Origin of the sequence: Micromonospora matsumotoense, from assembly GCF_050951065.1 — a bacterium.
Taxonomy (GTDB): Bacteria; Actinomycetota; Actinomycetes; order Mycobacteriales; family Micromonosporaceae; genus Micromonospora; species Micromonospora matsumotoensis.
In genome coordinates, this window is record NZ_CP192025.1 from 3,130,682 (window position 1) to 3,150,545 (window position 19,864).

Sequence of the window (19,864 nt, forward strand, 5' to 3'; positions counted from 1 at the left end):
GGGCCGCACCGGCCGCCCGGCCCGCAGTTGCTGAACATTTTTCCCGAACCGCCCCCGTGGTCGTCCGCTGCCACGAGGATCGAACGGGGACAGACGTACCAGCTTCCTGGGGGCGACACGTGATGAGGTTCTCCGTCGTGGGGTCCGGCTACGACCGGCAACAGGTCGATTCCTACCTGGACGAGCTCGCGGTCCGGTTGACCCGACTCGCCGCGCGGGTGGAGGTGATCGTCGGCGCGGGGCGGGACCCGGACCAGATCCGCCAGGAGACCACCCTGCTCCTGGCGCTGGTCGATCGCCGGCAGGCCGACGGTGACCGGGCGGCCCGACCGGCGGCCGAGATCCTGGCCCGGGCGCGCGGCGAGTTCGACGCCGCCCGGGAGGAGGCCCGACACCTGCGTGAGCGGGTGTACGCCGAGGCGGTGCAGGCCCGCCGGGAGTTCGAGGCGTCGTTGCGCGAACGGCGGCACCGGGCGGCCCGGGTGGATCAGCTCCTGACCGGGCTGACCGTCGGGACCGTGCCGGTCGACACCCCGACCGCCGCCGGGGGTGTTCCGGCGACCCGGGTGGCCGCCGGCGTCGACGAGGTGCCGGCCGACCGACCGGCGCCGGGGACCTGGGTGGCCTGACCGGCCCGCCGTTACCCTGAGACCGGCCCGCCGTTTGCCCTGGCTGCCCCCGCCGTTGCCCTGGCGGGCCCGCCAGGACCGTGGCTCAGGTCAGGGCCTCCACCACGCTGGTGGCCCGCTGCTCGTGCCGCGCGTAGGCGTCGGGGTAGGCGGAGATCTGCACGGCCTGCGCGGCGGCGGTGACGCTGAGGTCCCGCCAGCCGGGGATCTCGGCCAGCGCCGAATAGAAGGCCCGGGCCGCGTAGTCGGGACGCATCAACTGGGCCACGCTGCCCCAGCCGCTGCTCGGGCGCTGCTGGAACAGGCCGAGCGAGTCGTGGTCGGACCCGCTGCCCTGGTGCGGGTGGTCGTACGACTCGGGCAGCACGTCGCTGGCGAGGTTGTGCAGGTCGCTCTCCTGCATGGCGGTGGCGACGGCGACCACCATGCCGCGCCGGGGCACGCCGAGGTCGAGACCGACGTCGACGATCTTCTTGGCGTTGTCCATCTGGAGCGGGGTGAGGCCGGCGACCGAGCGGGGCCGGGCCGGTTTCTCCGGTGTCGTCGTGGCGCTGCGGGCGGCTGGTGGGCGGGGACTCGCCGGGACCGGGGTGACCGGGACGGCCAACGGCGCGGCGGCCCGTTCCCGGGCCCGGGAGGCCCGCTGTTCGTCGGCGGCCCGGTCGGCCAGCACCTCCTGCACCGGCCGGGGCTGCCGGTCGACGTGGTGCGTGCCGGCGAACGCGAGCAGTCCCAGGCAGCAGGTGACGCCGCCGGCGAGAGCGATCCGGGCGGGGGCCGAGGTGAGCGCGGCGCGGGCACCCTGCCGGGGCGGCTCCGGTGCGCGGTGTCGGCCGACCCTCCGTTCGTCCGAGGCCACCCCGGTCGAAGGGCCAGCCGGGCACGGTCGGACCGGTTGCTGCTCAGCGGTGTCGTCGGGGTGCACCCGCCGAGGCTAGAGAGGTTTCGGCCGCAGGCCACCACCGCTGCGGGTGGCCTGCACCACAACGGGCCGCAATTCGCCCGGATATCTCTCACCAAAAGCGACTAGATTCGCTAAAGCGCTAAGTCGACTTTGTCTCTTATGGAGCTTTTTTCATCTGGTAACGGACGAAAGTCGATCGTTCTCGACCGATGGGCGGGCCTGGGTCGTCCGGCGGAAGTGCGGGTGGCCGTACCGTCGATGGGCTGTCCACCGGACGGATGAGCGGCGCAACTCAGTGGCGGCCGTTCTCGGCCGCGCTCACCGTCAACCGGTGCCGGCTGTTGTCATCGCTGGAGAAGGGCCACAGCCGATCGGCGTACGCGACCAGCTCGGCCAGCTGGTCCCGGCTCAACCCCACCGACGAGATGCTGGCGTGCACGTCGGCCCGGTACCGGCCGTCGTCGTCGCGCCCCAGCTTGGCCTCGGCGGTCACCTGCACCGTGTGCGCCTCGTCGGTGATCTCCCCGGCCGCCTCGACCGCCGCATGGTGCAGGCAGGAGGCGAAGGCGGCGGCGAGCAACTGTTCGGGGGTCAACCCGGTGCAGTGCGGCGCGAGCGGCGACGCCAACGCGGAGGAGAGCCCGCCGTCGTCGGTGCGTACATGTCCGCCCGTGGCGGTCGCGCTGGCCTCGTGCAGCCAGGAACTCGGATCCGGCATCGCGTTCCTCCCTCACTCGTCGGCCGGATTCCCGGCCACGAACGGGTGAAACGCCGTGGCCCGCAGCGCCCGGCGGGCGGCACCGGGTCAGAGCGATCCGGTACGGGACCGGTCGTGCAGCGCCACCGCCTCGGTCGCCTCCGTCGCCGCCTGCTCGGTCCACGGCGACCTCGCGGCCACCCGGGGCCGGGGCACCGAGGTCAGCATCGGCACGTAGACCCGGGCGTCGACCACCTCCGCCAGCTCCAGCGCCGCCACCAGGCTGCTGGGCCGCTGGTGCGGGTCGTCGTCGAGGCAGCGTCGGCACAGGTCCACCACCTCGGGCGGCAACCCCACGATGGGTGGCAGCGGCTCCGCCGTGATCTTTTGCCGGGCCCCGACCAACTGGGTGGCGGTGGTCCCCGCGGCGTACGGCAACCGCCCGGTGAGGCAGTAGTAGAGCAGCACCCCCACCGCGTACATGTCGGCGGCGGGGGTGGCCGGCTGCCGGTCGAACTGCTCCGGGGCCAGGTACGCCGGAGTCCCCACCACCATGCCGTCCGGGCTGTGGTCGGGGGCCCCGGCCGGGGTGGCGATGCCGAAGTCGAGCACCTTCGCCCCCGACGGGGTGAGCATGACGTTGGCCGGTTTGACGTCGCGGTGCACGATGCCGTGCGCGTGGGCCGCGGCCAGCGCGGCGGCCACCTCGGCGCAGACCCGCACGGCGATGCGCCAGTCCAACGGCCCGGCCCGCAGGTGCGCGGCGAGGGTCTCCCCCTCCACCAGCTCCATCACGATGTACGGCATCTCCCGGCCCGGCAGCGTCGTGGAGGTGCCGAAGTCGTGCACGCCGGCGACGTTGGGGTGCACCAGCCGGGCTGCGGAGCGGGCCTCGGTCCTGATCCGCTCGACCGAGGTCTCCTCGCCCCGGTGGGCGGGGGACATCAGCTTCACCGCGACCGGTCGGTCCAGCACGATGTCGTGGGCCCGCCAGACCTCCGACATCCCACCCATGCCGATGCGCTGTTCGAGCTGGTACCGCCCGGCGAGCGTCCTCATCGACCCGCTCCTGTCCATGCCGACCGCGTCGCCGGGATGGCGATGGCGCTCCCCACCCGGTACCCGGCCGCTGGTCAGGGCAAACCGCTCCGCGTGCCCGGCGGGCCGCTGCGTAGGGCAAACCATCGGCGTGCCCGCCGGGCCGCCACGGCAGCCGCCGGGCCGGCGCCGGCGGGCGGTCGTCCGGTGGTGGGCTCGGCCGAGCGACCCCGCCACGGCCGGGGTGTGCGGTAGCTTGCCGGGGTGGCCGGCGTGCCGTCGGCCCACCAGAGGGAGGGCCGATGAGCGAGGTGACCGTACGCTTCGTCGGCGGGCCGGCCCACGACCTGGTCCGGGCGCTGCCGGCCGACCCGGCGGGCACGCCGCCGCTCCGCTGGGTGCTGCGCCACCCGGACGCCCCGCCGGCCCCCGGTGGGGGCGGCCCCGACCACCTCTACCAGCGGGACCGGCCAGCCGCCGACGGGGTCTGGACGATGTCCTTCGTGCACACCTATCCGATCGGGGTGGGCCAGTAGCGGCCCGCAGAACCGGGATCGGCTCACCCCGGCCCCACCCGGCCCGGTACGGTCGAGCGGGGCCGCCGCCGCGCACAGCCGGCGCACAGGATGCGCATAGGTCAGCGCCAGTAACCGGTCCCACGATGGGGGCATGGTGACCGACGGGCAGACCCTACCGAACCGGATCGAGCTTCGCCGTCCCGATGGCGAGCCTGTCCGGGTGCTGGTGGTCGACGACGAACCCACCCTGACCGACCTGCTCTCGATGGCGCTGCGCTACGAGGGGTGGCAGGTGCGCAGCGCGGGAAACGGCATGGCGGCGTTGAGTGCGGCCCGGCAGTTCCAGCCCGACGCGGTGGTGCTCGACGTGATGCTGCCCGACCTGGACGGCTTCCAGGTGCTGCGTCGGCTGCGCGAGCAGATCCCGACCGTCCCGGTGCTCTTCCTGACCGCCCGGGACGCGGTCGAGGAGCGGATCGCCGGGTTGACCGTCGGTGGCGACGACTACGTCACCAAGCCGTTCAGCCTGGAGGAGGTCATCGCCCGACTGCGTGCCCTGCTGCGGCGCACCGGCTTCGCGGTGACCGCCCGCGAGGAGGCCGTGCTCACCGTCGGCGACCTCAGCCTCGACGAGGACAGCCACGAGGTGCGTCGGGGCGACGACCTGATCACCCTGACCGCCACCGAGTTCGAGCTGCTGCGCTATCTGATGCGCAACCCGCGCCGGGTGCTGAGCAAGGCGCAGATCCTCGACCGGGTCTGGAACTACGACTTCGGCGGGCAGGCCAACGTGGTCGAGCTGTACATCTCGTACCTGCGGAAGAAGATCGACGTGGGACGCCGGCCGATGATCCACACCCTGCGCGGCGCCGGTTATGTCCTCAAGCCCGCGCCGTGACCGGGCCGGCTGGTCGCTGCGTCGCTGGCTGGCCGGCTGGTCGCTGCGCCGCCGGCTGGTGCTCGCGGTGGTCGCCCTCCTCGCCCTGGTCAGTGTGGGCATCGGCGGGCTGACCACTATCGCGCTGCGGCACTTCCTGGTCTATCAGGTCGACAGCCAGCTCGCCATGGACAACCGTCGTTTCGACAGCCGACTGCCCGGGGACCGCCCCCCGGACCAACTGCGCCCCTCCGAGCAGGCATCCGGCCGGCAGACCCAGCCCGACCCGCCGCCGACGTTTCCGATCGGTTCGATCTCGGTGCGGGTCGCCCCCTCGGGGGAGACGTCGGCGCGGATCCGGACCAGCTCCGGCGCGACCGACGCGCTCGCCGCCGCCGAGGTGACCCCACTGACCCGCCTGCCCACCGGCCGCGCGCCGCACACCGTCGAGCTGGGCGACCGGGGGGACTACCGGGCGGTGGCCCGCCGGTTCTCCGACGGCGGCATCGTGGTCTTCGCCATTCCGCTGCGGCTGGTGCAGGAGACGGTGTGGTGGATGGTCGTCGCCCAGGCGGGGGTCGCGGCCGCTGGTCTGCTCGTCGCCGGCAGCCTGGGCGCGTTGATCGTCCGGGCCACGTTGCGCCCGTTGCACCGGGTGGCGGCCACCGCCGGGCGGGTCGCCGAGCTGCCGCTGGACCGGGGTGAGGTGGCCCTGTCGGTACGGGTGCCCGCCGCCGACACCGATCCGCGTACCGAGGTGGGGCAGGTGGGCGCGGCGCTGAACCGGATGCTGGGTCACGTCGCCGCCGCGCTCGCCGCCCGGCAGGCCAGCGAGACCCGGGTACGCCAGTTCGTCGCCGACGCCTCGCACGAACTGCGCACCCCGCTGGCCGCGATCCGGGGCTACGCGGAGGTGGCCCGCCGGGGCCGGGACCGGGTGCCGCCGGACGTGGCCCACGCGCTGCGCCGGGTCGAGTCCGCCAGCACCCGGATGACCAGCCTCGTCGACGACCTGCTACTGCTGGCCCGGCTCGACTCCGGCCGTCCGCTGGCCACCGGGCCGGTCGACCTGACCGCGATGGTGGTGGACGCGGTCAGCGACGCCCACGTGGCCGGCCCCGAACACCGGTGGCAGCTCGACCTGCCCGACGAGGCGCTGGAGGTGCCGGGCGATGCCGTCCGGCTGCACCAGGTGGTGGCGAACCTGCTGGCCAACGCGCGGGTGCACACCCCACCCGGCAGCACCGTCACCACCCGGCTCGCCCCGGTGCCCGGCGCGGTGGAGATCAGCGTCACCGACGACGGCCCGGGGGTGCCGGCGGAGCTGCGCGACGAGGTCTTCGAACGGTTCGCCCGGGGGGACAGCTCGCGGTCCCGGGAACACGGCAGCACCGGCCTGGGCCTGGCCATCGTGGCCGCCGTGGTGGAGGCCCACCACGGCACGGTCGCCCTGGAGAGCCGACCGGGCCGCACCGTCTTCACCGTGCGGTTGCCGGACTCCACCGTGCCCGTACGGCAGGCCGCCGATCTGCCCGCACGGCCGACCGCCGACCTGTCCGCACCGCCGGATTCCGATACGCCCGCGTCGCGGCAGTCCGCCGCCCCCGCGCTGCCGGATGCCGGCGCAGCCGGGCCACCGGATTCCACAGCCCACGCATAGCCGGGTCATGGGGTCGACCCAACCAGCTCATCCAGGCTGGCCGCATGGACAGAACCGAGAGCCTGGTGACGACGCCGGCCAGCCCGCCGGACGCCGCGACCGCACCGCCGTCGGCCGGGCCCGACGCCGCGACCGCACCGCGCTCGGGCCCGCCCGACGGCGCGACCGTAGGGCCGGCCCGGTCGGCGTCGGTCCACCCGGGCGCGGTCGACGCCCCACCACGACGTGATCCGCGCTGGGTAAGGCCCGCCCTGGCGGTGCTGCTGCTCGGCACCGGCCTGCTCTACCTGTGGGGCCTGGGGGCGTCCGGCTGGGCGAACTCGTTCTACTCGGCGGCCGTGCAGGCCGGCGCGGAGAGCTGGAAGGCGTTCTTCTACGGCTCCTCCGACGCGGCCAACTCGATCACCGTCGACAAGACGCCGGCCTCGCTGTGGCTGATGGCCCTGTCGGTGCGCATCTTCGGGCTCAACAGCTGGGCCATCCTGGTGCCGCAGGCGCTGCTCGGGGTCGCCTCGGTCGGTGCCCTGTTCGCCACCGTCCGCCGCTGGTACGGCCCGGCCGCCGGCCTGATCGCCGGGACGGTCCTGGCGCTCACCCCGGTCGCCACCCTGATGTTCCGGTTCAACAACCCGGACGCGCTGCTGGTCCTGCTGCTGGTGCTCGGCGCGTACGCCACGGTGCGGGCGGTGGAGACGGCCAGCACCCGGTGGATCGTGCTGGTCGGGGTGCTGGTCGGCTTCGGCTTCCTCACCAAGATGCTCCAGGCGTTCCTGGTGATCCCGGTCTTCGCCGGGGTCTACCTGCTGGGCGCGCCGACCGGCTTCTGGCGGCGGATCCGGCAGTTGCTGCTGGCCGGTCTGGGGCTGATCGTGGCCGCCGGCTGGTGGGTGGCGACGGTGGAACTGGTCCCGGCCAGCGCCCGGCCGTACATCGGCGGTTCGCAGCAGAACAGCATCCTGGAGCTGACCCTCGGCTACAACGGCCTCGGCCGGATCACCGGTGACGAGGAGGGCAGCATCGGTGGAGGCGCCCGGATGGGCGGCGGCGGTGGGCCGTTCTCCGGGCAGACCGGCTGGCTGCGGATGTTCGACACCGAGGTCGGCGGCCAGATCTCCTGGCTGCTGCCGGCCGCGCTGATCCTGCTCGTCGCCGGCCTGGTGCTGGCGGGCCGGGCGGCCCGTACCGACCGCCGTCGCGCCGGGCTGCTGCTGTGGGGCGGTTGGCTGCTGGTCACCGGGCTGATCTTCAGCTTCATGTCCGGCATCTTCCACGCGTACTACACGGTGGCCCTGGCACCGGCGGTCGGCGCGCTGGTCGGCATCGGCACCGTCCTGCTCTGGCGGGAACGCCGGGCCCTCGCCGCCGAACCCGCCACCCCGGTCACCGGCACCGCGGTACCCGCCGGGCCGGTCGCCGCCCCGGGTGGCGACGCCGCGACGGCCCCCGGTGTCGACTCCGCGCCCATGTCGGGTGTGGACCCCGCGCCCATGTCGGGTGTGGACCCCGCGCCCATGTCGGGTGTGGACCCCGCGCCCACGTCGGGTGTGGACTCCGCGACCGGGTCGGTGGCCGGTGGTCGCCGGTCCGTCCGGTGGCGGGGGTGGTTCGCCACCGCCACCCTGGCCGGCGCCCTCGCGGTGACCGCCTGGTGGTCCTGGCAACTACTCGGCCGCAGCCCTGACTTCCACCCCTGGCTGCGCCCGGTCGTGCTGGTCGCCGGCCTCGCCGTGGCGGTGCTGATCGTGCTCGCCCGGCGGCTGCCCCGGCGGCTGGTACCGGTGGTGCTGGCGCTCGGCGCGTCGGCCGCGCTGGCCGGCCCGGCGGCGTACGCGGCGCAGACCGCCGGCACCCCGCACACCGGGTCCATCCCGAGCGCCGGCCCGAACGTGCAGGGCGGCTTCGGCCCGGGTCGGGGCGGACCCGGCGGCCGGATGGGCAACGGCATGGAGTTCCCCGGTGGCGGTTTCCCCGGTCGTGGCGGTTTCCCGGGCGGCAACCGGGACGGCGGCACCGGCCAGAACGGTCCGCCTCCCGGCTTCCCCGGCGGCACCGCCAACGGCGGCACGGGCCAGTTCCCCGGCTTCCCCGGCGGCACCGGTCAGGACGGTGGCACCGGTCGGGACGGTGGCACGGGCCAGAACGGCGGCACGGGCCAGAACGGTGGCACCGGTCAGGATGGTGGGCGTATCGGGGGCGGCCAGGGACGCACCGGCGGCGGGATGGGCGGCCTGCTCAACTCCCGGGAGCCGAGCGCCGCGCTGAAGGCGCTGCTGGCGGCCGACGCCGACGACTACACCTGGGTCGCGGCGACCGTCGGCTCCAACAACGCCTCCGGCTACCAACTCGCCACCGGCCGACCGGTGATGGCGATCGGCGGATTCAACGGCAGCGACCCGTCGCCCACCCTGGCCCAGTTCCAGGCGTACGTGGCCGAGGGGAAGATCCACTACTTCGTCGGCGGGGGCGGCTTCCGGGCCAACGGGGGCAGTTCCGCCTCCCAGGAGATCGCCGCCTGGGTCACCGAGACCTTCACGGCGCAGACCGTGGACGGGGTCACCGTCTACGACCTGAGCAGCGCAGGGGAGGGCTGAGCCATGACCCACACCGGTAGCCCCCGGCCAGCCGTCGAGACCCGGACGAGCACCCCGACCGCCGTGCTGGACGTGGTGGTCCCGGTCTACAACGAGGAGGTCGACCTCGGCCCCTGCGTACGCCGGCTGCACGACCATCTCAGCACGCACTTCCCCTACCCGTTCCGGATCACCGTGGCGGACAACGCCAGCGTCGACGGCACCCTCGCGGTGGCCGAGGCGCTCGCCGTCGAACTGCCACACGTCGAGGTACGTCACCTGACCGCGAAGGGCCGGGGGCGCGCGCTGCGGGTCGCCTGGTCGGCCTCGGACGCCCCGGTGCTGGCGTACATGGACGTGGACCTGTCGACCGACCTGGCCGCGTTGCTGCCGCTGGTCGCGCCGCTCATCTCCGGCCATTCGGACCTGGCCATCGGGACCCGGCTGGCGCGCACCTCCCGGGTGGTGCGGGGCACCAAGCGGGAGGTGATCTCCCGGGCCTACAACCTGTTGCTGCGGGGCACCCTCGCGGCCCGGTTCTCCGACGCCCAGTGCGGCTTCAAGGCGATCCGGGCCGACGTGGCCCGGGAGTTGCTGCCGTTGGTGCAGGACACCGGCTGGTTCTTCGACACCGAGTTGCTGGTGCTCGCCCAGCGGGCCGGACTGCGCATCCACGAGGTACCGGTGGACTGGGTCGACGACCCGGACAGCCGGGTGGACATCGTGGCCACCGCCCTGGCCGACCTGCGCGGGATCGGCCGGCTGGGCCGGGCGTTGGTCACCGGGGCGCTGCCGTTGGCCGCGCTGCGTGCCCAGTGGGGTCGGGCGCCGCTGGCCGCCCCACCGGCGCGGGTGCCGGTCGGGCTGCCCGGCCAGCTGGCCCGGTTCGCCCTGGTGGGGGTGGTCAGCACCGTGGCGTACCTGATGCTGTTCGTGGCGACCCGGGGGGTGCTCGGCGCGCAGCCGGCCAACCTGCTGGCGCTGCTGGTGACCGCGGTGGGCAACACCGCGGCGAACCGGCGGCTCACCTTCGGCATCACCGGTCGCCGGGCGGCCGGGCGGCACCACCTCCAGGGGCTGCTCGCCTTCGCCCTCGGGCTGGCGTTGACCAGTGGTTCGCTCGCCGCCCTGCACGCCGTCGGCACCCCGTCGCGGCCGGTCGAACTGGTGGTGCTGGTGGCGGCGAACCTGGCCGCGACGGCGCTGCGCTTCCTGCTGCTGCGGCTCGCGATGCACCACCGCCGGAGCTGACCCGGCGGGCGGCGTCCGGCGGGCGGTGGCGCGGCCCGCCGGAACAGACGGCCCGGCCGGCGGTACGCCGCCGGTCGGGCCCTACCGGCCGGTCGCGGCGTCCGGGGAGAAGTCGGCGGTGGTCGCCCGCACGACCAGTTCCGGGGCCAGCCGCACCGACGTGGTGCTGCCCGAGCCGAGCAGGGTGAGCAGCGCGTGCAGGGCCTGCGAGCCCATGTCCCGCAGCGGGGTGCGGATCGAGGTGAGCGGCACCAGGAGTTGGGCGTCCACGTCGATGTCGTTGTAGCCGACCACCGCCACCTGCCGACCGACCCGCAGGCCGTGGTCGCGCAGGGTGCCCATCGCCCCGATCGCGGCGAAGTCGTTGACCGCGAAGACGCCGTCCGGTTGACCGGTGGCCAGCAGCCGGGCCATCGCCGAAGCCCCACCGGCGACGTCGAAGGTGGACGGCACCACCCACCGGGGGTCGACCGGGACACCCCGGGCCTTCGCCGCGGCGAGGAAACCCGCGACCCGGTCGGCGGAGGTGCTGGCGTGGTCGGGGCCGGCGATCACCGCCGGCCGCCGGCACCCCACGTCGATCAGGTGCTCGGCGGCGAGCCGACCACCGAGGCGGTCCCGGCCGGTCACCGACGGGAAGCCCCGCGAGGCCCGGCTGACCAGCACGAACGGCACCCCGTCGGCGGCCAGCCGGGCCAGCATCGGGTCGTTGCGCCGGGCGTCGCCGATGATCAGCCCGTCCACCCGTTCCCCGATCAACCGCTGGATGCGCAGCGCCCGCGCCTCGTCGTCGTCCCAGCTGCTGCTCACCACCGCCTGGTAGCCGGCGGCGGCAGCGGCGGCGTCGATGCCCTCGAAGACGGTGGCCAGCACGATGTCGGTGATCCGGGGGACCAGCACGCCGATCACCCCGGTCTTGCCGCTGCGCAGGCTGGCCGCCCACCGGTCCCGGTGGAACCCCAGCTGCTTGGCGGCGTCCACGATCCGGGTGGCGGTCGCCGGGCTGACCCGTACGTCGTCGCCGCGCAGCACCCGGGAGACCGTGGAGACGTGCACACCGGTGAGGCTGGCGACATCGCGCAACGTCACCCGTTTGTTCACTGTGCCTCCCGTGCCGCACCCGTATCCGTACCCGGCAACCTAGCTGAGATGACTGCCCCCGTTCACATCGAAGGTCATGCCGGTGACCGTGGCGCACGAGTCGGAGAGCAGGAACAGCACGATGTCGGCGATCTCCTGCGCCGAGGAGACCCGGCCCAACGGCATCCGGGCCCGCAACCCCGCCTTCTGTTCGGCGGTGAGCCGGTCGTGCATCGGGGTGGCCACCGGGCCGGGCGCGACGGCGTTGACCCGTACCCGCTGCGGTCCGAAGTCGACAGCCAGGTGCCGCATCAGGCCGAGCACCCCGGCCTTCGCCGCCGCGTACGCCGTACCCGACAGCCGGGTGCCGCCGTCGCGGGCGTTGAGGCTGCTCATCAGCACCAGCGACCCGCCGCCGGCCGCCGCCATCCGGGGCACCACGGCCTGGCTGACGACGAACGCGGCGGTGAGGTTGTTGCGCAGCGTGCGGTCCCACTCGGCGAGGGTGGTCTGCGCGATGCCACCGGCGCTGACCACCCCGGCCAGGTGGGCCACCCGGCGCGGGGTGCCGATCGCGTCGACGAACTCGCCCACCGCGACCGGGTCGGCGGCGTCCACGCCGGTGGAGACGTCCAGCACGTGCACCGTCTCGCCCCGGGCCCGGGCGGCGGCGACCACCGCCGCGCCGATGCCACTGGCCCCGCCGGTCACCAACAGGCTCACGGCGTACCGCCGAGGATCTCCTCGCGGGCCCGCCGGTAGGCGTCGGAGAGCAGCATCTCCGGCTGGGAGTAGACGACGAAGCGCACCCCCCGGTCGATCCACCGACGGGCCTCCTCGGCGGAGTAGGCGAGCATGCCGGCGACCCGTCCGGCCGCGACCACCCGTTCGACGAACGCGACGGCGTGTTTCTCCACCTCGGGGTGGGTGGGCTGGTAGCCCAGGCCCAGCTTGACCGACAGGTCGGCCCGGCCGAGCATCAGCACGTCGAGGTCGGCGGCGAGGATGTCGTCCAGATTGGCCAGCCCGGCGGGGGTCTCGACCAGCGCGACGACGGTGGTGTTCTGCCCGGCCCAGGTCAGGTAGCGGTCGAAGTCGCCCCGGGCGGTGCCGTGCCCGGCGGCCCGCGCCGCCGAGCACAGCGTCCGGTCGCCGACCGGTGGGTAGTGGGTCAGCCGGGCCGCCTCGGCGGCCTGCGCGCCGGTCTCCACCAGCGGCAGCACCACGCCACCGGCACCGCTGTCCAGGGACCAGAGCAGGTCCTTCTCCTCGATCCGGCGCAGCCGGACCAGCGGGGTGGTCCCCGCCGCGCCGGCCGCCCGGACCATCGCCAGCACGCTCTGCTCGTCGGCTGCGGCGTGCTCGGTGTCCACGACCACGAAGTCGTAGCCCAGGGCGCCGAGGATCTCGCCGATCGCCGGTTCCTGGAGCAGGGTCAGGCTGCCCAGGGCGACGCCACCGTCGCGCAGCACCTCGGCCAGCCGGCTCGGACGGGGATACATCAGGACTCCAGCTTCTGCACGCCGCCGCAGTCGCGGTTCACCGGCACCTCGCCGACGATCTTGAGCGCGGCGTCGACGACCGAACCGTCGTGCCAGTCACCGACCTCCGGCAGCTTTTCGATGATCTTGTTGTCGAGCAGCCACTTGCCGTCCTCGGCGGCCACCGTGGCGGTGTCCACCCGACCGTTCGGGTCCATGTACGGCCACTGGTCGGTGCCGTACAGCTTGCTGATCGTCGCCGCCGGGACCTTGGTCCGCTCGGCCACGATGGAGATCACGTCGTCCTTGTTGGCCGGGTCCTGGTAGTAGCGCACGCCCTCCAGCCAGCCGGCCATCCACCGGGCCGCCACGTCGGACCGCTTGCTGATGAAGTCCTGCGACATGGTGATCAGGCCCTGCTCCTGGTTGGGCGCGACCTCGTTCATCGCCAGCACCCGCTTGGCCTGCCCGTCCGTGATGAGCTGGTACGCCAGCGGCTGCACCACGAAGCCGGCGTCCACCGCACCGCTCTTGAGCGCGTTGGCGGTGTCCGGGTAGCTCAGGGTGACGATCTGCGCCAGGTCGGACTGCTTCAGCCCTACCTCACCCAGCGCCCGGTCCAGCCAGTACTCGGTGGTCGAACCCTTGGCCAGGATCGCGACCTTCTTGCCCTTGAGGTCGGCCACGCTCTTCAGCCCGCCGTCGAAGGACTGGGTCCGGGCCAGCAGGAGGTTGTCCGACGCGCACCGGTACTGCTGCCGGTCGGCGACCGCCCGCACCCGCAGGCCCTGGTTGACCGCGTTGAACAGCGCCCCACCGGTGCCCGGGATGTTCACGTCCAGCTTGCCCTGGCCCTGCACCGCCAGCCGGGAGTAGATGTCGGCGTTGCTGAACTCCACCTCGACCTGGTGCTTGCCGAAGAAGCCCTTCGCGTCGGCCACCATCATCGGGGCCAGCGAGAGGATCTCCAGCGAGTTGACAGTCACCTTGTCGGTGCCGCCGGCACCCTTCGACTCCGCGTCGTCACCGCACGCCGCGGTGCCGAGCAGCAGGCTCGCCCCCAACAACGCGGCGATGACACCCTTTTTCTTGATTGTCATGATTGGCCCTCCGTCCAGCTGAAGAAGCGCCGCTGCACCCGCAGCGTCACCGTGGTGAGGAAAAAGCCCATCGCCGCGATCACCGCGAGCGTGGCGTACATGTTGTCGATCTGATAGATCTGCCAGTACCGCCAGGTCATCGACCCGACGCCGTCACTGGCGGCGAGGAACTCACCGGCGATGGTGCCCAGCAGGGCCAGCCCGGCGGCCAGCCGGATACCGGCGAAGATGGACGGCAGCGCGCCCGGCAGCACGATCTTCCACAGGATCTGCTGCCGACCGGCGCCCAGGTTGCGGGCCATCTGGATCAGCCGCTCGTCGACCTGGAGCACCCCGGACATCGCGTTCACCACGGCCGGGAAGAACGAGATGATGCCGGCGAGCACCACGATCGGCCGCCCGCCGGTGCCGAAGATGACCAGCAGCAGCGGCAGGATCGCCACCACCGGGATCGGGTACGTGATGGCGATCAACGGGTCGAGCAGCACCCGGACCCAGCGGGACCGCCCCATCGCGATGCCCAGCAGCGTCGCCGGGATCACGCCGAGCAGGAAGCCGAGCAGGATCCGCTGCGCGGTGATCCCGACGTTCGGCAGCAGTTCCCCGGAGGAGAAGAGGTCGACCAGGGCCTGCACGCACTCCGACGGGGCCGGGAAGAAGGTCTTGTCGATCAGTCCGGCCATGCTGCCGGCCTGCCACAGCGCCAGCACCACGACCACCGGGACCATGCTGCCCAGCCCGCTGCTGAGCAGCTTGAAGCCGCGGCCGGGCGGGCGTTCCGCGCGGGGGTCCACCGCGTAGCGGACCACGGGTTCGTCGGCCGCCCGCTCCCGGGCCGGCACGCTCTGCTCGCTCATCGGTCCCCCTTCGCTTCCGCCCACTCGGCCGCCAGGGTGGCGTCCCGCAACTGCCCCCACAGGTGGCGCTTCAGCTCGGTGAACCGCGGGTCCAACTCGACGTCACGGGTACGCGGCCGGGGGAACGGCACCCGGATCTCCTCGACCACCCGGGTCGGCCGGGGGCCGAGCACGATGATCCGGTCGGCCAGCAGCAGCGCCTCCTCGATGCTGTGCGTGATGAACAGGACCGTCTTGCGGTGCCGGGACCAGACCTGGAGCAGCTCGTCCTGCAACAGGGTCCGGGTCTGGGCGTCCACCGCCGCGAACGGCTCGTCCATCAGCAGGACCTCGGGGTCGCTGGCCAGCGCGCGGGCGATCCCGGCCCGCTGGCGCATCCCGCCGGACAGCTCGTGCGGCTTGTTGTCGGCGAACGCCTCGATGCCCATCATCGCCAGGTGCTCCCGGGCGACCTCCCGCCGCCGGCCGGCGGGCACCCCGCGCAGCTCCAGCCCGAAGCCGACGTTGTCCACGATGGACCGCCACGGGATCAGCGCGTAGTCCTGCCAGACGATCGAGGTGAGCGGCCCGGCGGCGCTGCGCTCGCCGACGAACCGGATCTCCCCGTCGTCCGGCCGGCGCAGCCCGCCGAGCAGGCCGAGCAGCGTCGACTTGCCGCATCCGCTCGGCCCGATCACGCAGACGAACTCCTGCGCCTCGATCGTGGTGCTGAGGCTGCCGACCACCGACAGTCGGCTCCCGTCGGCCCGGGGATAGCCCTTGGCCACGTTGTCGATCTCGATGCGCATGGTCACTGCCCTCCGTGGGCCGGCAGGTCGGAGTAGTGGTGGTGCCACCAGTCGGCGATGTCGCGCCGCCGGGCGAACCAGACGCCGGGCAGGTCCTGCGCCCAGGCGATCAGGTCGCGCAGCGCGGAGGCCCGACCGGCCTGACCGATCAGTCGGGCGTGCAGCCCGATCGAGATCATCTTGGGTGAGGTCTCGCCCTCCTCCCACAGGTACTCGATGCCCCGCCGGCAGTTCTCGAAGAAGTCGGTCGGGTTGCCGTAGCCGGGGCTGAAGGCGAACCGGCCGTCGTTGTAGGTGTGCGTGTACGGCAGCACCAGGTGCCGCTGCCCCGCCACCTGCACCCAGTACGGCAGGTCGTCGTTGTAGGCGTTCGAGTCGTAGCGGAAGCCGCCCTCCTCGACCAACAGCCGGCGCGTGCGGTCCGACGGGGCGTACCGGGAGTACCAGCCGACCGGGCGTTCCCCGCACAGCTCGGTGATCGTCGCCACCGCCTGACGGATCTCCGCGCGTTCCTCGTCCTCGGTCATCCCGGAGGGCTCCCGCCAGCGCAGGCCGTGCGAGCAGATCTCGTGCCCCGCCTCGACGAACGCCTTGGTCAGCGGCCGGTTGCGGGCCAGCGCCTCGGCGCAGCCGTACACGGTCACCGGGGTCTGCGTGCGGTCGAACAGCCGCAGCAGCCGCCACGCCCCGGCCCGGCTGCCGTACTCGTAGACCGACTCCTGGGACAGGTCCCGGTGTTCCGCGCTGGTCGGCGTGTAGGAGATCTCGCCGACCCACTCGTTGACGCTGTCGCCGTCGAGGAGGCTGTGCTCGGCCCCCTCCTCGTAGTTGAGGCACAGGCTCACCGCCACCCGGGCGCCACCGGGCCACTCGATGCGGGGCAGGTCCGCGCCGTAGCCGATGAAGTCCCGCGCGGTGCCGGGTTCGACTCTGATCACCATGACGTCATGTCCTTTCTGCCGGATGGGCCGGGCCCAGCGGGAACCGGCGGCGGGCCGCCGTTCGGATTCGGTGCCCCACCCCGGACCAGCGCGGTGAGGTCTCGCAGTCGGGTCGCCCCGGGTGCCCGGGTCAGCCCGTACAGCAGCTCTGCCGCCCCGGCCGGTGTCCCCGGGGTGCGCAGCAGCGCGGCGTCCACGGCCGCCAACTCGTCGGCCGTCATCGGGTCCTCCCGGTCGCCGTGGTGGAAGCGGGCCCGCCCGGCCAGCCGTGCCCCGCTGCGCGTGGTCACCTCCACCACCGCCGGTCGGCCCGCCGGATACCCCTGGTCCAGACCAGGGTCGTGGCGTACGGTCACCCGCTCGGCGAGCCGGGCGGCGCGGGCCCGCCGGTCGTCCGCCGGCGCGTCCGGGGCACCCGGGTCCGTGCCGAGCAGCCCGCAGGCCACCACCCACGGGATGCTGAACTGGCGGGCCAGCCGGCTGACCGGACGACGCTGCGCCAGCAGGGACGCGCCCGCGTAGGTGTCCACGGTCACCGTCGCCACCTCGTCGGCCGGCAGGTCCCGGGCCATCGCGCGGGCCACCGTCCACCCGGTCAGGGTGTGCGCGCAGACCCCCACCGGCTTGAAGTAGGCGTCCGGCAGCAGCGGTCGGGCCTGCAACGCGGCATCCGCCCCCGCCCCGTCAGGCGTGGTCTGGTGGGCGGTCCGGCCGAGGTGGGGCAGCGCCGGATCGGTGGCCGGGAACCCGGCGGCGGCGAGTCGGGCGACGGTCACGCCGTGGGCGGTGCCGAGGGCGGGCAGCAGGTAGTGGGCGGCCCGGCCCCGGCGGGTGTCGGCCTCCGGCCCGGCCAGCGCCACGGTCAGCGCCAGGTTCACCGTGTCGGTCACCCCGGCGGCGTCCTGACCGGCGACGATCCCGGCGGCGGCGGCCGCCGCGCCGGTGCCCCACCCACCGTGCGGGTGCACCCCGGGGCGGGGCGCTCCCAGCAGCAGACCGAGCCGGGCACCCACCTCCCAGCCGACCGCCAGCGCCCGCAGGAACACCCGCAGGCTCCGGTCGTCGGCCTCGGCGGTGGCCAGCGCGGCGGCGTACGCGTGCAGCCCCGGGTGGCCCCGGGACTCGCGCAGGCCCTCGTCGCACTGGCTGACGGTGATCGCCGCCGCCGTCACCGCCGCCGCCCGCGCCGGCTGGTCGGTCCCGCCCGGGGCGGCCAGCAGGGTGCAACGGCCGTCCGGGTCACCGGCGGTGTCCAGCCCGGCGGGCAGGTGCCCGCGTGCCGCGACGGCGTTGGCGGTCAGCCGGGTCGCCACCTGCCGGACCAGCACCTGACCGGGGCCGGTGGCCAGCAGTGCGTCGGCGGCCTGCACCGCGCCGGCGACGAGCGCGGGCAGCACGTCGTCCCGGGCGTCGCTGCGCCGGTGACCGGTCACGGCGTGATCACCTGCTTGCCGAGGACCCGCCGGTCGGCGAGCGCCTGGTGGGCCCGTCCGGCGTCGGCCAGCGCGAGGACCGCGTCGACCCGGGGGGTGAGCTGTCCCGCCGCGACCAGGCCCAGCACCCGGGCGATCTCGTCGGGGCGCTGGCTGCGCGACCCGCGCAGCTCGTACTCGTTGCGGAAGGTCTCGATGAGGTCGAGGTGCGGGTGCTCCCCGGCGTGGCCGCCGCCGACGATCAGCCGACCGGTGGGGGCGAGGGTGCCCAGGGCGGCCTCGAAGACGTCGCCGCCGACGTGTTCGACGATCACGTCGAAGCCGGCGCCCCCGGTGATCTCCCGGGCCTCGGCGGCCCAGTCGGGATCGCGGGTGCTCAGCACCGCGTCCGCGCCGAGGGAGGCGACGAAGTCGGCCTTCGTGGGGTCGCCGATCAGGCCGACCACCCGGGCGCCGCCGAGCTTGGCGAGCTGGACCACCGCGTGCCCGAGTCCACCGGCGGCGCCCGGGGCGAGGACCCACTCGCCGGGCGCGAGTCGGCCGATGGAGTACAGGGTGCGCCAGGCGGTGCCGAAGGAGATCGGGGTGGAGGCGGCGACCACCGGGTCGAGGTCGCCGATGTCCAGCAGGCCGCGCGCCGGGGCCACCGCGTGCCGGGCGTAGCCGCCCCACCTGGTGATGCCGGGCATGTCGGCGTTCGGGCAGAGGTTGGCGCGCCCGCCCAGGCAGCGGGGACAGGTCCCGCAGGGCGTGTTGGGCAGCACCAGGACGCGGTCGCCCGGGGCCCGGTCGGTGACCCGCGAACCGAGCCGCTCCACCACCCCGACGACCTCACGGCCGAGCACGTGCGGCAGCCGCAGCGGCATCCGGGACACCCCGCTGCGCAGGTCGGCGTCGAGGTGGTTGACGGCGACGGCGAGCACCCGCAGCACTACCTCGTCCGGGTCGGGCTCGGGCAGGTCGACCTCGGTGAGGGTGAGCGTCTCGGGGCCGCCGTACCCGTTCATGGTCACTGCTTCGGTCTTCACGCGCGACGTCCTTCCACCATGGCGTGCAGGGCTTCCGGCACGGCGCCGGTTTCTTCGACGGCCAGGGCGAGGGCCAACGCCACCCGGGCCTGGGTGCCGGTGAGGTCACCGGCGAAGAGCGCGCCCGCGCGGGCGAGGGTGGCGCCGCCGCCGGCGTACACCGGGCGGACCCGGCCCGCCCCGGTCCGGCTGGTGATGACCACCGGTACGCCGCGCCGGCAGGCCTCCCCGACGGCCTCGGCGACCGAGGGCGGCGCGTTGCCGGCCCCGAACGCCTCGACCACGATCCCGGCGGCCCCGGCGTGCAGCGACGCGCGCAGGTGGGTGTCGTCCACCCCGGCGACGAGCTTGACCAGGTCCACCCGGGGAAGCGCGGTGGGGACCGGCCGGTCGGCGTAGTGGCCGCCCCGGGCGGCGGTGGAGACCCGCAGCACGCCGTCCGGGTCGACCAGGGCCAGCACCCCGGCGGTGCCGCCGGAGAACGCCGACACCGCCGAGGTGTGCACCTTGCGGCTCTCCACCGCGGCGTAGGCCACCCCGCCCATGACCGTCGCCGCGCCGACCGGCTGTGGCGCGGTGACCACCCTGATCGCGTCGGTGAGGTTGCGCCCGGCGTCGGAGTCGGGTTCGTCGGCGCTGCGTTGCGCGCCGGTCAGCACGACGCGGGCGTCGGGGCCGGTGAGCTGCCCGGTCAGGTAGGCGGCCTCCTCCAGCGTGTCGGTCCCGTGGGTGACGACCACGCCGGTGAACCCGTCGGCGAGCTTGGCCCGGACGGCCCGGACGGTGGTGAGCATGTCGTCCAGGGAGAGCGCGAAGCTCGGACGGCAGGACAGGTCGAAGCCGTGGAGTTCCACGTCGGCCGTGACGGTGACGTTCTTCAGCAGGTCCGTGACGGAGTCGGTCACGGCCAGGCCCTCGTCGGGGTCCCACCGCGACGCGATCGTCCCACCGGTTGCCAGAACCGCGATCCGCACCAGCCACACCCCCTTGCGCAAACGATTGCTCAATTGGG

At 74.0% G+C, this 19,864-nt stretch carries 18 protein-coding genes and 1 pseudogene; 6 read left to right on the plus strand and 13 right to left on the minus strand.

The annotated features are described in order from the left end of the window. Positions 1–122 precede the first annotated feature (122 nt). The gene (locus ACQP1S_RS13695) at positions 123–629 is read left to right on the plus strand and encodes an ATPase (RefSeq protein WP_432906821.1); all 507 of its coding nucleotides are present in this window, start codon (positions 123–125) and stop codon (positions 627–629) included. A gap of 85 nt (positions 630–714) precedes the next feature. Here the strand turns inward: ACQP1S_RS13695 and ACQP1S_RS13700 are convergent, their stop codons facing one another. The 3 genes from ACQP1S_RS13700 to ACQP1S_RS13710 all read right to left on the minus strand — a co-directional run bounded on the left by ACQP1S_RS13700 (position 715) and on the right by ACQP1S_RS13710 (position 3,289). Further along, positions 715–1,554: a hypothetical protein gene (locus ACQP1S_RS13700; RefSeq protein ID WP_432906823.1), complete on the minus strand. Its 840-nt coding sequence runs from the start codon at positions 1,552–1,554 to the stop codon at positions 715–717. A 271-nt stretch (positions 1,555–1,825) separates the two neighbouring features. Then, complete coding sequence (locus ACQP1S_RS13705; protein WP_363673929.1) at positions 1,826–2,251, minus strand: OsmC family protein; 426 nt, start codon at positions 2,249–2,251, stop codon at positions 1,826–1,828. Positions 2,252–2,338: 87 nt separating this feature from the next. Continuing rightward, positions 2,339–3,289 carry a serine/threonine-protein kinase gene (locus ACQP1S_RS13710; protein ID WP_432906825.1) on the minus strand — a complete coding sequence of 317 codons (951 nt, stop codon included), beginning with the start codon at positions 3,287–3,289 and terminating at the stop codon, positions 2,339–2,341. Between the two features lie 281 nt (positions 3,290–3,570). Here ACQP1S_RS13710 and ACQP1S_RS13715 point away from each other — a divergent pair, with 281 nt between their 5' ends. The 5 genes and pseudogenes from ACQP1S_RS13715 (at position 3,571) to ACQP1S_RS13735 (ending at position 10,144) form a co-directional block, all read left to right on the plus strand. Further along, positions 3,571–3,804: a hypothetical protein gene (locus ACQP1S_RS13715; protein ID WP_091239248.1), complete on the plus strand. Its 234-nt coding sequence runs from the start codon at positions 3,571–3,573 to the stop codon at positions 3,802–3,804. Positions 3,805–3,937: 133 nt separating this feature from the next. After that, the gene (locus ACQP1S_RS13720) at positions 3,938–4,684 is read left to right on the plus strand and encodes a response regulator transcription factor (RefSeq protein WP_432906827.1); all 747 of its coding nucleotides are present in this window, start codon (positions 3,938–3,940) and stop codon (positions 4,682–4,684) included. Then, positions 4,662–6,167, plus strand: a pseudogene (locus ACQP1S_RS13725) (HAMP domain-containing sensor histidine kinase); the annotation flags it as partial. The gene ACQP1S_RS13720 and the pseudogene ACQP1S_RS13725, both read left to right, overlap by 23 nt. A gap of 200 nt (positions 6,168–6,367) precedes the next feature. Beyond that, positions 6,368–8,914 carry an ArnT family glycosyltransferase gene (locus ACQP1S_RS13730; protein ID WP_432906828.1) on the plus strand — a complete coding sequence of 849 codons (2,547 nt, stop codon included), beginning with the start codon at positions 6,368–6,370 and terminating at the stop codon, positions 8,912–8,914. 3 nt (positions 8,915–8,917) lie between these two features. Continuing rightward, positions 8,918–10,144 (plus strand): glycosyltransferase, encoded by a 1,227-nt coding sequence (locus ACQP1S_RS13735; RefSeq protein ID WP_432906830.1) that lies wholly within the window; start codon positions 8,918–8,920, stop codon positions 10,142–10,144. A gap of 81 nt (positions 10,145–10,225) precedes the next feature. On the opposite strand, the gene ACQP1S_RS13740 is transcribed toward ACQP1S_RS13735, so the two are convergent. Genes ACQP1S_RS13740 through ACQP1S_RS13785 form a run of 10 tightly spaced genes read right to left on the minus strand, consistent with a single transcriptional unit; the run spans position 10,226 to position 19,859 of the window. After that, complete coding sequence (locus tag ACQP1S_RS13740; protein WP_432906832.1) at positions 10,226–11,245, minus strand: LacI family DNA-binding transcriptional regulator; 1,020 nt, start codon at positions 11,243–11,245, stop codon at positions 10,226–10,228. Positions 11,246–11,284: 39 nt separating this feature from the next. Continuing rightward, complete coding sequence (locus ACQP1S_RS13745; protein WP_432906834.1) at positions 11,285–11,947, minus strand: SDR family NAD(P)-dependent oxidoreductase; 663 nt, start codon at positions 11,945–11,947, stop codon at positions 11,285–11,287. Next, complete coding sequence (locus ACQP1S_RS13750; RefSeq protein WP_432906836.1) at positions 11,944–12,726, minus strand: HpcH/HpaI aldolase family protein; 783 nt, start codon at positions 12,724–12,726, stop codon at positions 11,944–11,946. Before ACQP1S_RS13750 ends, ACQP1S_RS13745 begins: the two co-directional genes overlap by 4 nt. Next, positions 12,726–13,805, minus strand: a complete 1,080-nt coding sequence (locus ACQP1S_RS13755) for an ABC transporter substrate-binding protein (RefSeq protein ID WP_432906838.1) — start codon at positions 13,803–13,805, stop codon at positions 12,726–12,728. Before ACQP1S_RS13755 ends, ACQP1S_RS13750 begins: the two co-directional genes overlap by 1 nt. Continuing rightward, a complete protein-coding gene (locus tag ACQP1S_RS13760) occupies positions 13,802–14,662 on the minus strand; it encodes an ABC transporter permease (protein ID WP_432906840.1) in 861 nt (286 codons plus the stop codon). The genes ACQP1S_RS13755 and ACQP1S_RS13760 overlap by 4 nt, the downstream gene beginning before the upstream one ends. Continuing rightward, complete coding sequence (locus ACQP1S_RS13765; protein WP_091239274.1) at positions 14,659–15,450, minus strand: ABC transporter ATP-binding protein; 792 nt, start codon at positions 15,448–15,450, stop codon at positions 14,659–14,661. The genes ACQP1S_RS13760 and ACQP1S_RS13765 overlap by 4 nt, the downstream gene beginning before the upstream one ends. Before the next feature lie 2 nt (positions 15,451–15,452). Further along, a complete protein-coding gene (locus ACQP1S_RS13770) occupies positions 15,453–16,391 on the minus strand; it encodes a polysaccharide deacetylase family protein (RefSeq protein ID WP_432906842.1) in 939 nt (312 codons plus the stop codon). Further along, positions 16,385–17,824, minus strand: coding sequence for an MmgE/PrpD family protein (locus tag ACQP1S_RS13775; protein ID WP_432906843.1), 1,440 nt, complete (start codon positions 17,822–17,824; stop codon positions 16,385–16,387). The genes ACQP1S_RS13770 and ACQP1S_RS13775 overlap by 7 nt, the downstream gene beginning before the upstream one ends. Next, on the minus strand, positions 17,821–18,852 hold the full coding sequence (locus ACQP1S_RS13780; protein WP_432906845.1) for a zinc-binding dehydrogenase: 1,032 nt from the start codon (positions 18,850–18,852) through the stop codon (positions 17,821–17,823). The genes ACQP1S_RS13775 and ACQP1S_RS13780 overlap by 4 nt, the downstream gene beginning before the upstream one ends. Further along, complete coding sequence (locus tag ACQP1S_RS13785; RefSeq protein ID WP_432906847.1) at positions 18,849–19,859, minus strand: asparaginase; 1,011 nt, start codon at positions 19,857–19,859, stop codon at positions 18,849–18,851. Before ACQP1S_RS13785 ends, ACQP1S_RS13780 begins: the two co-directional genes overlap by 4 nt. Positions 19,860–19,864: the final 5 nt, after the last annotated feature.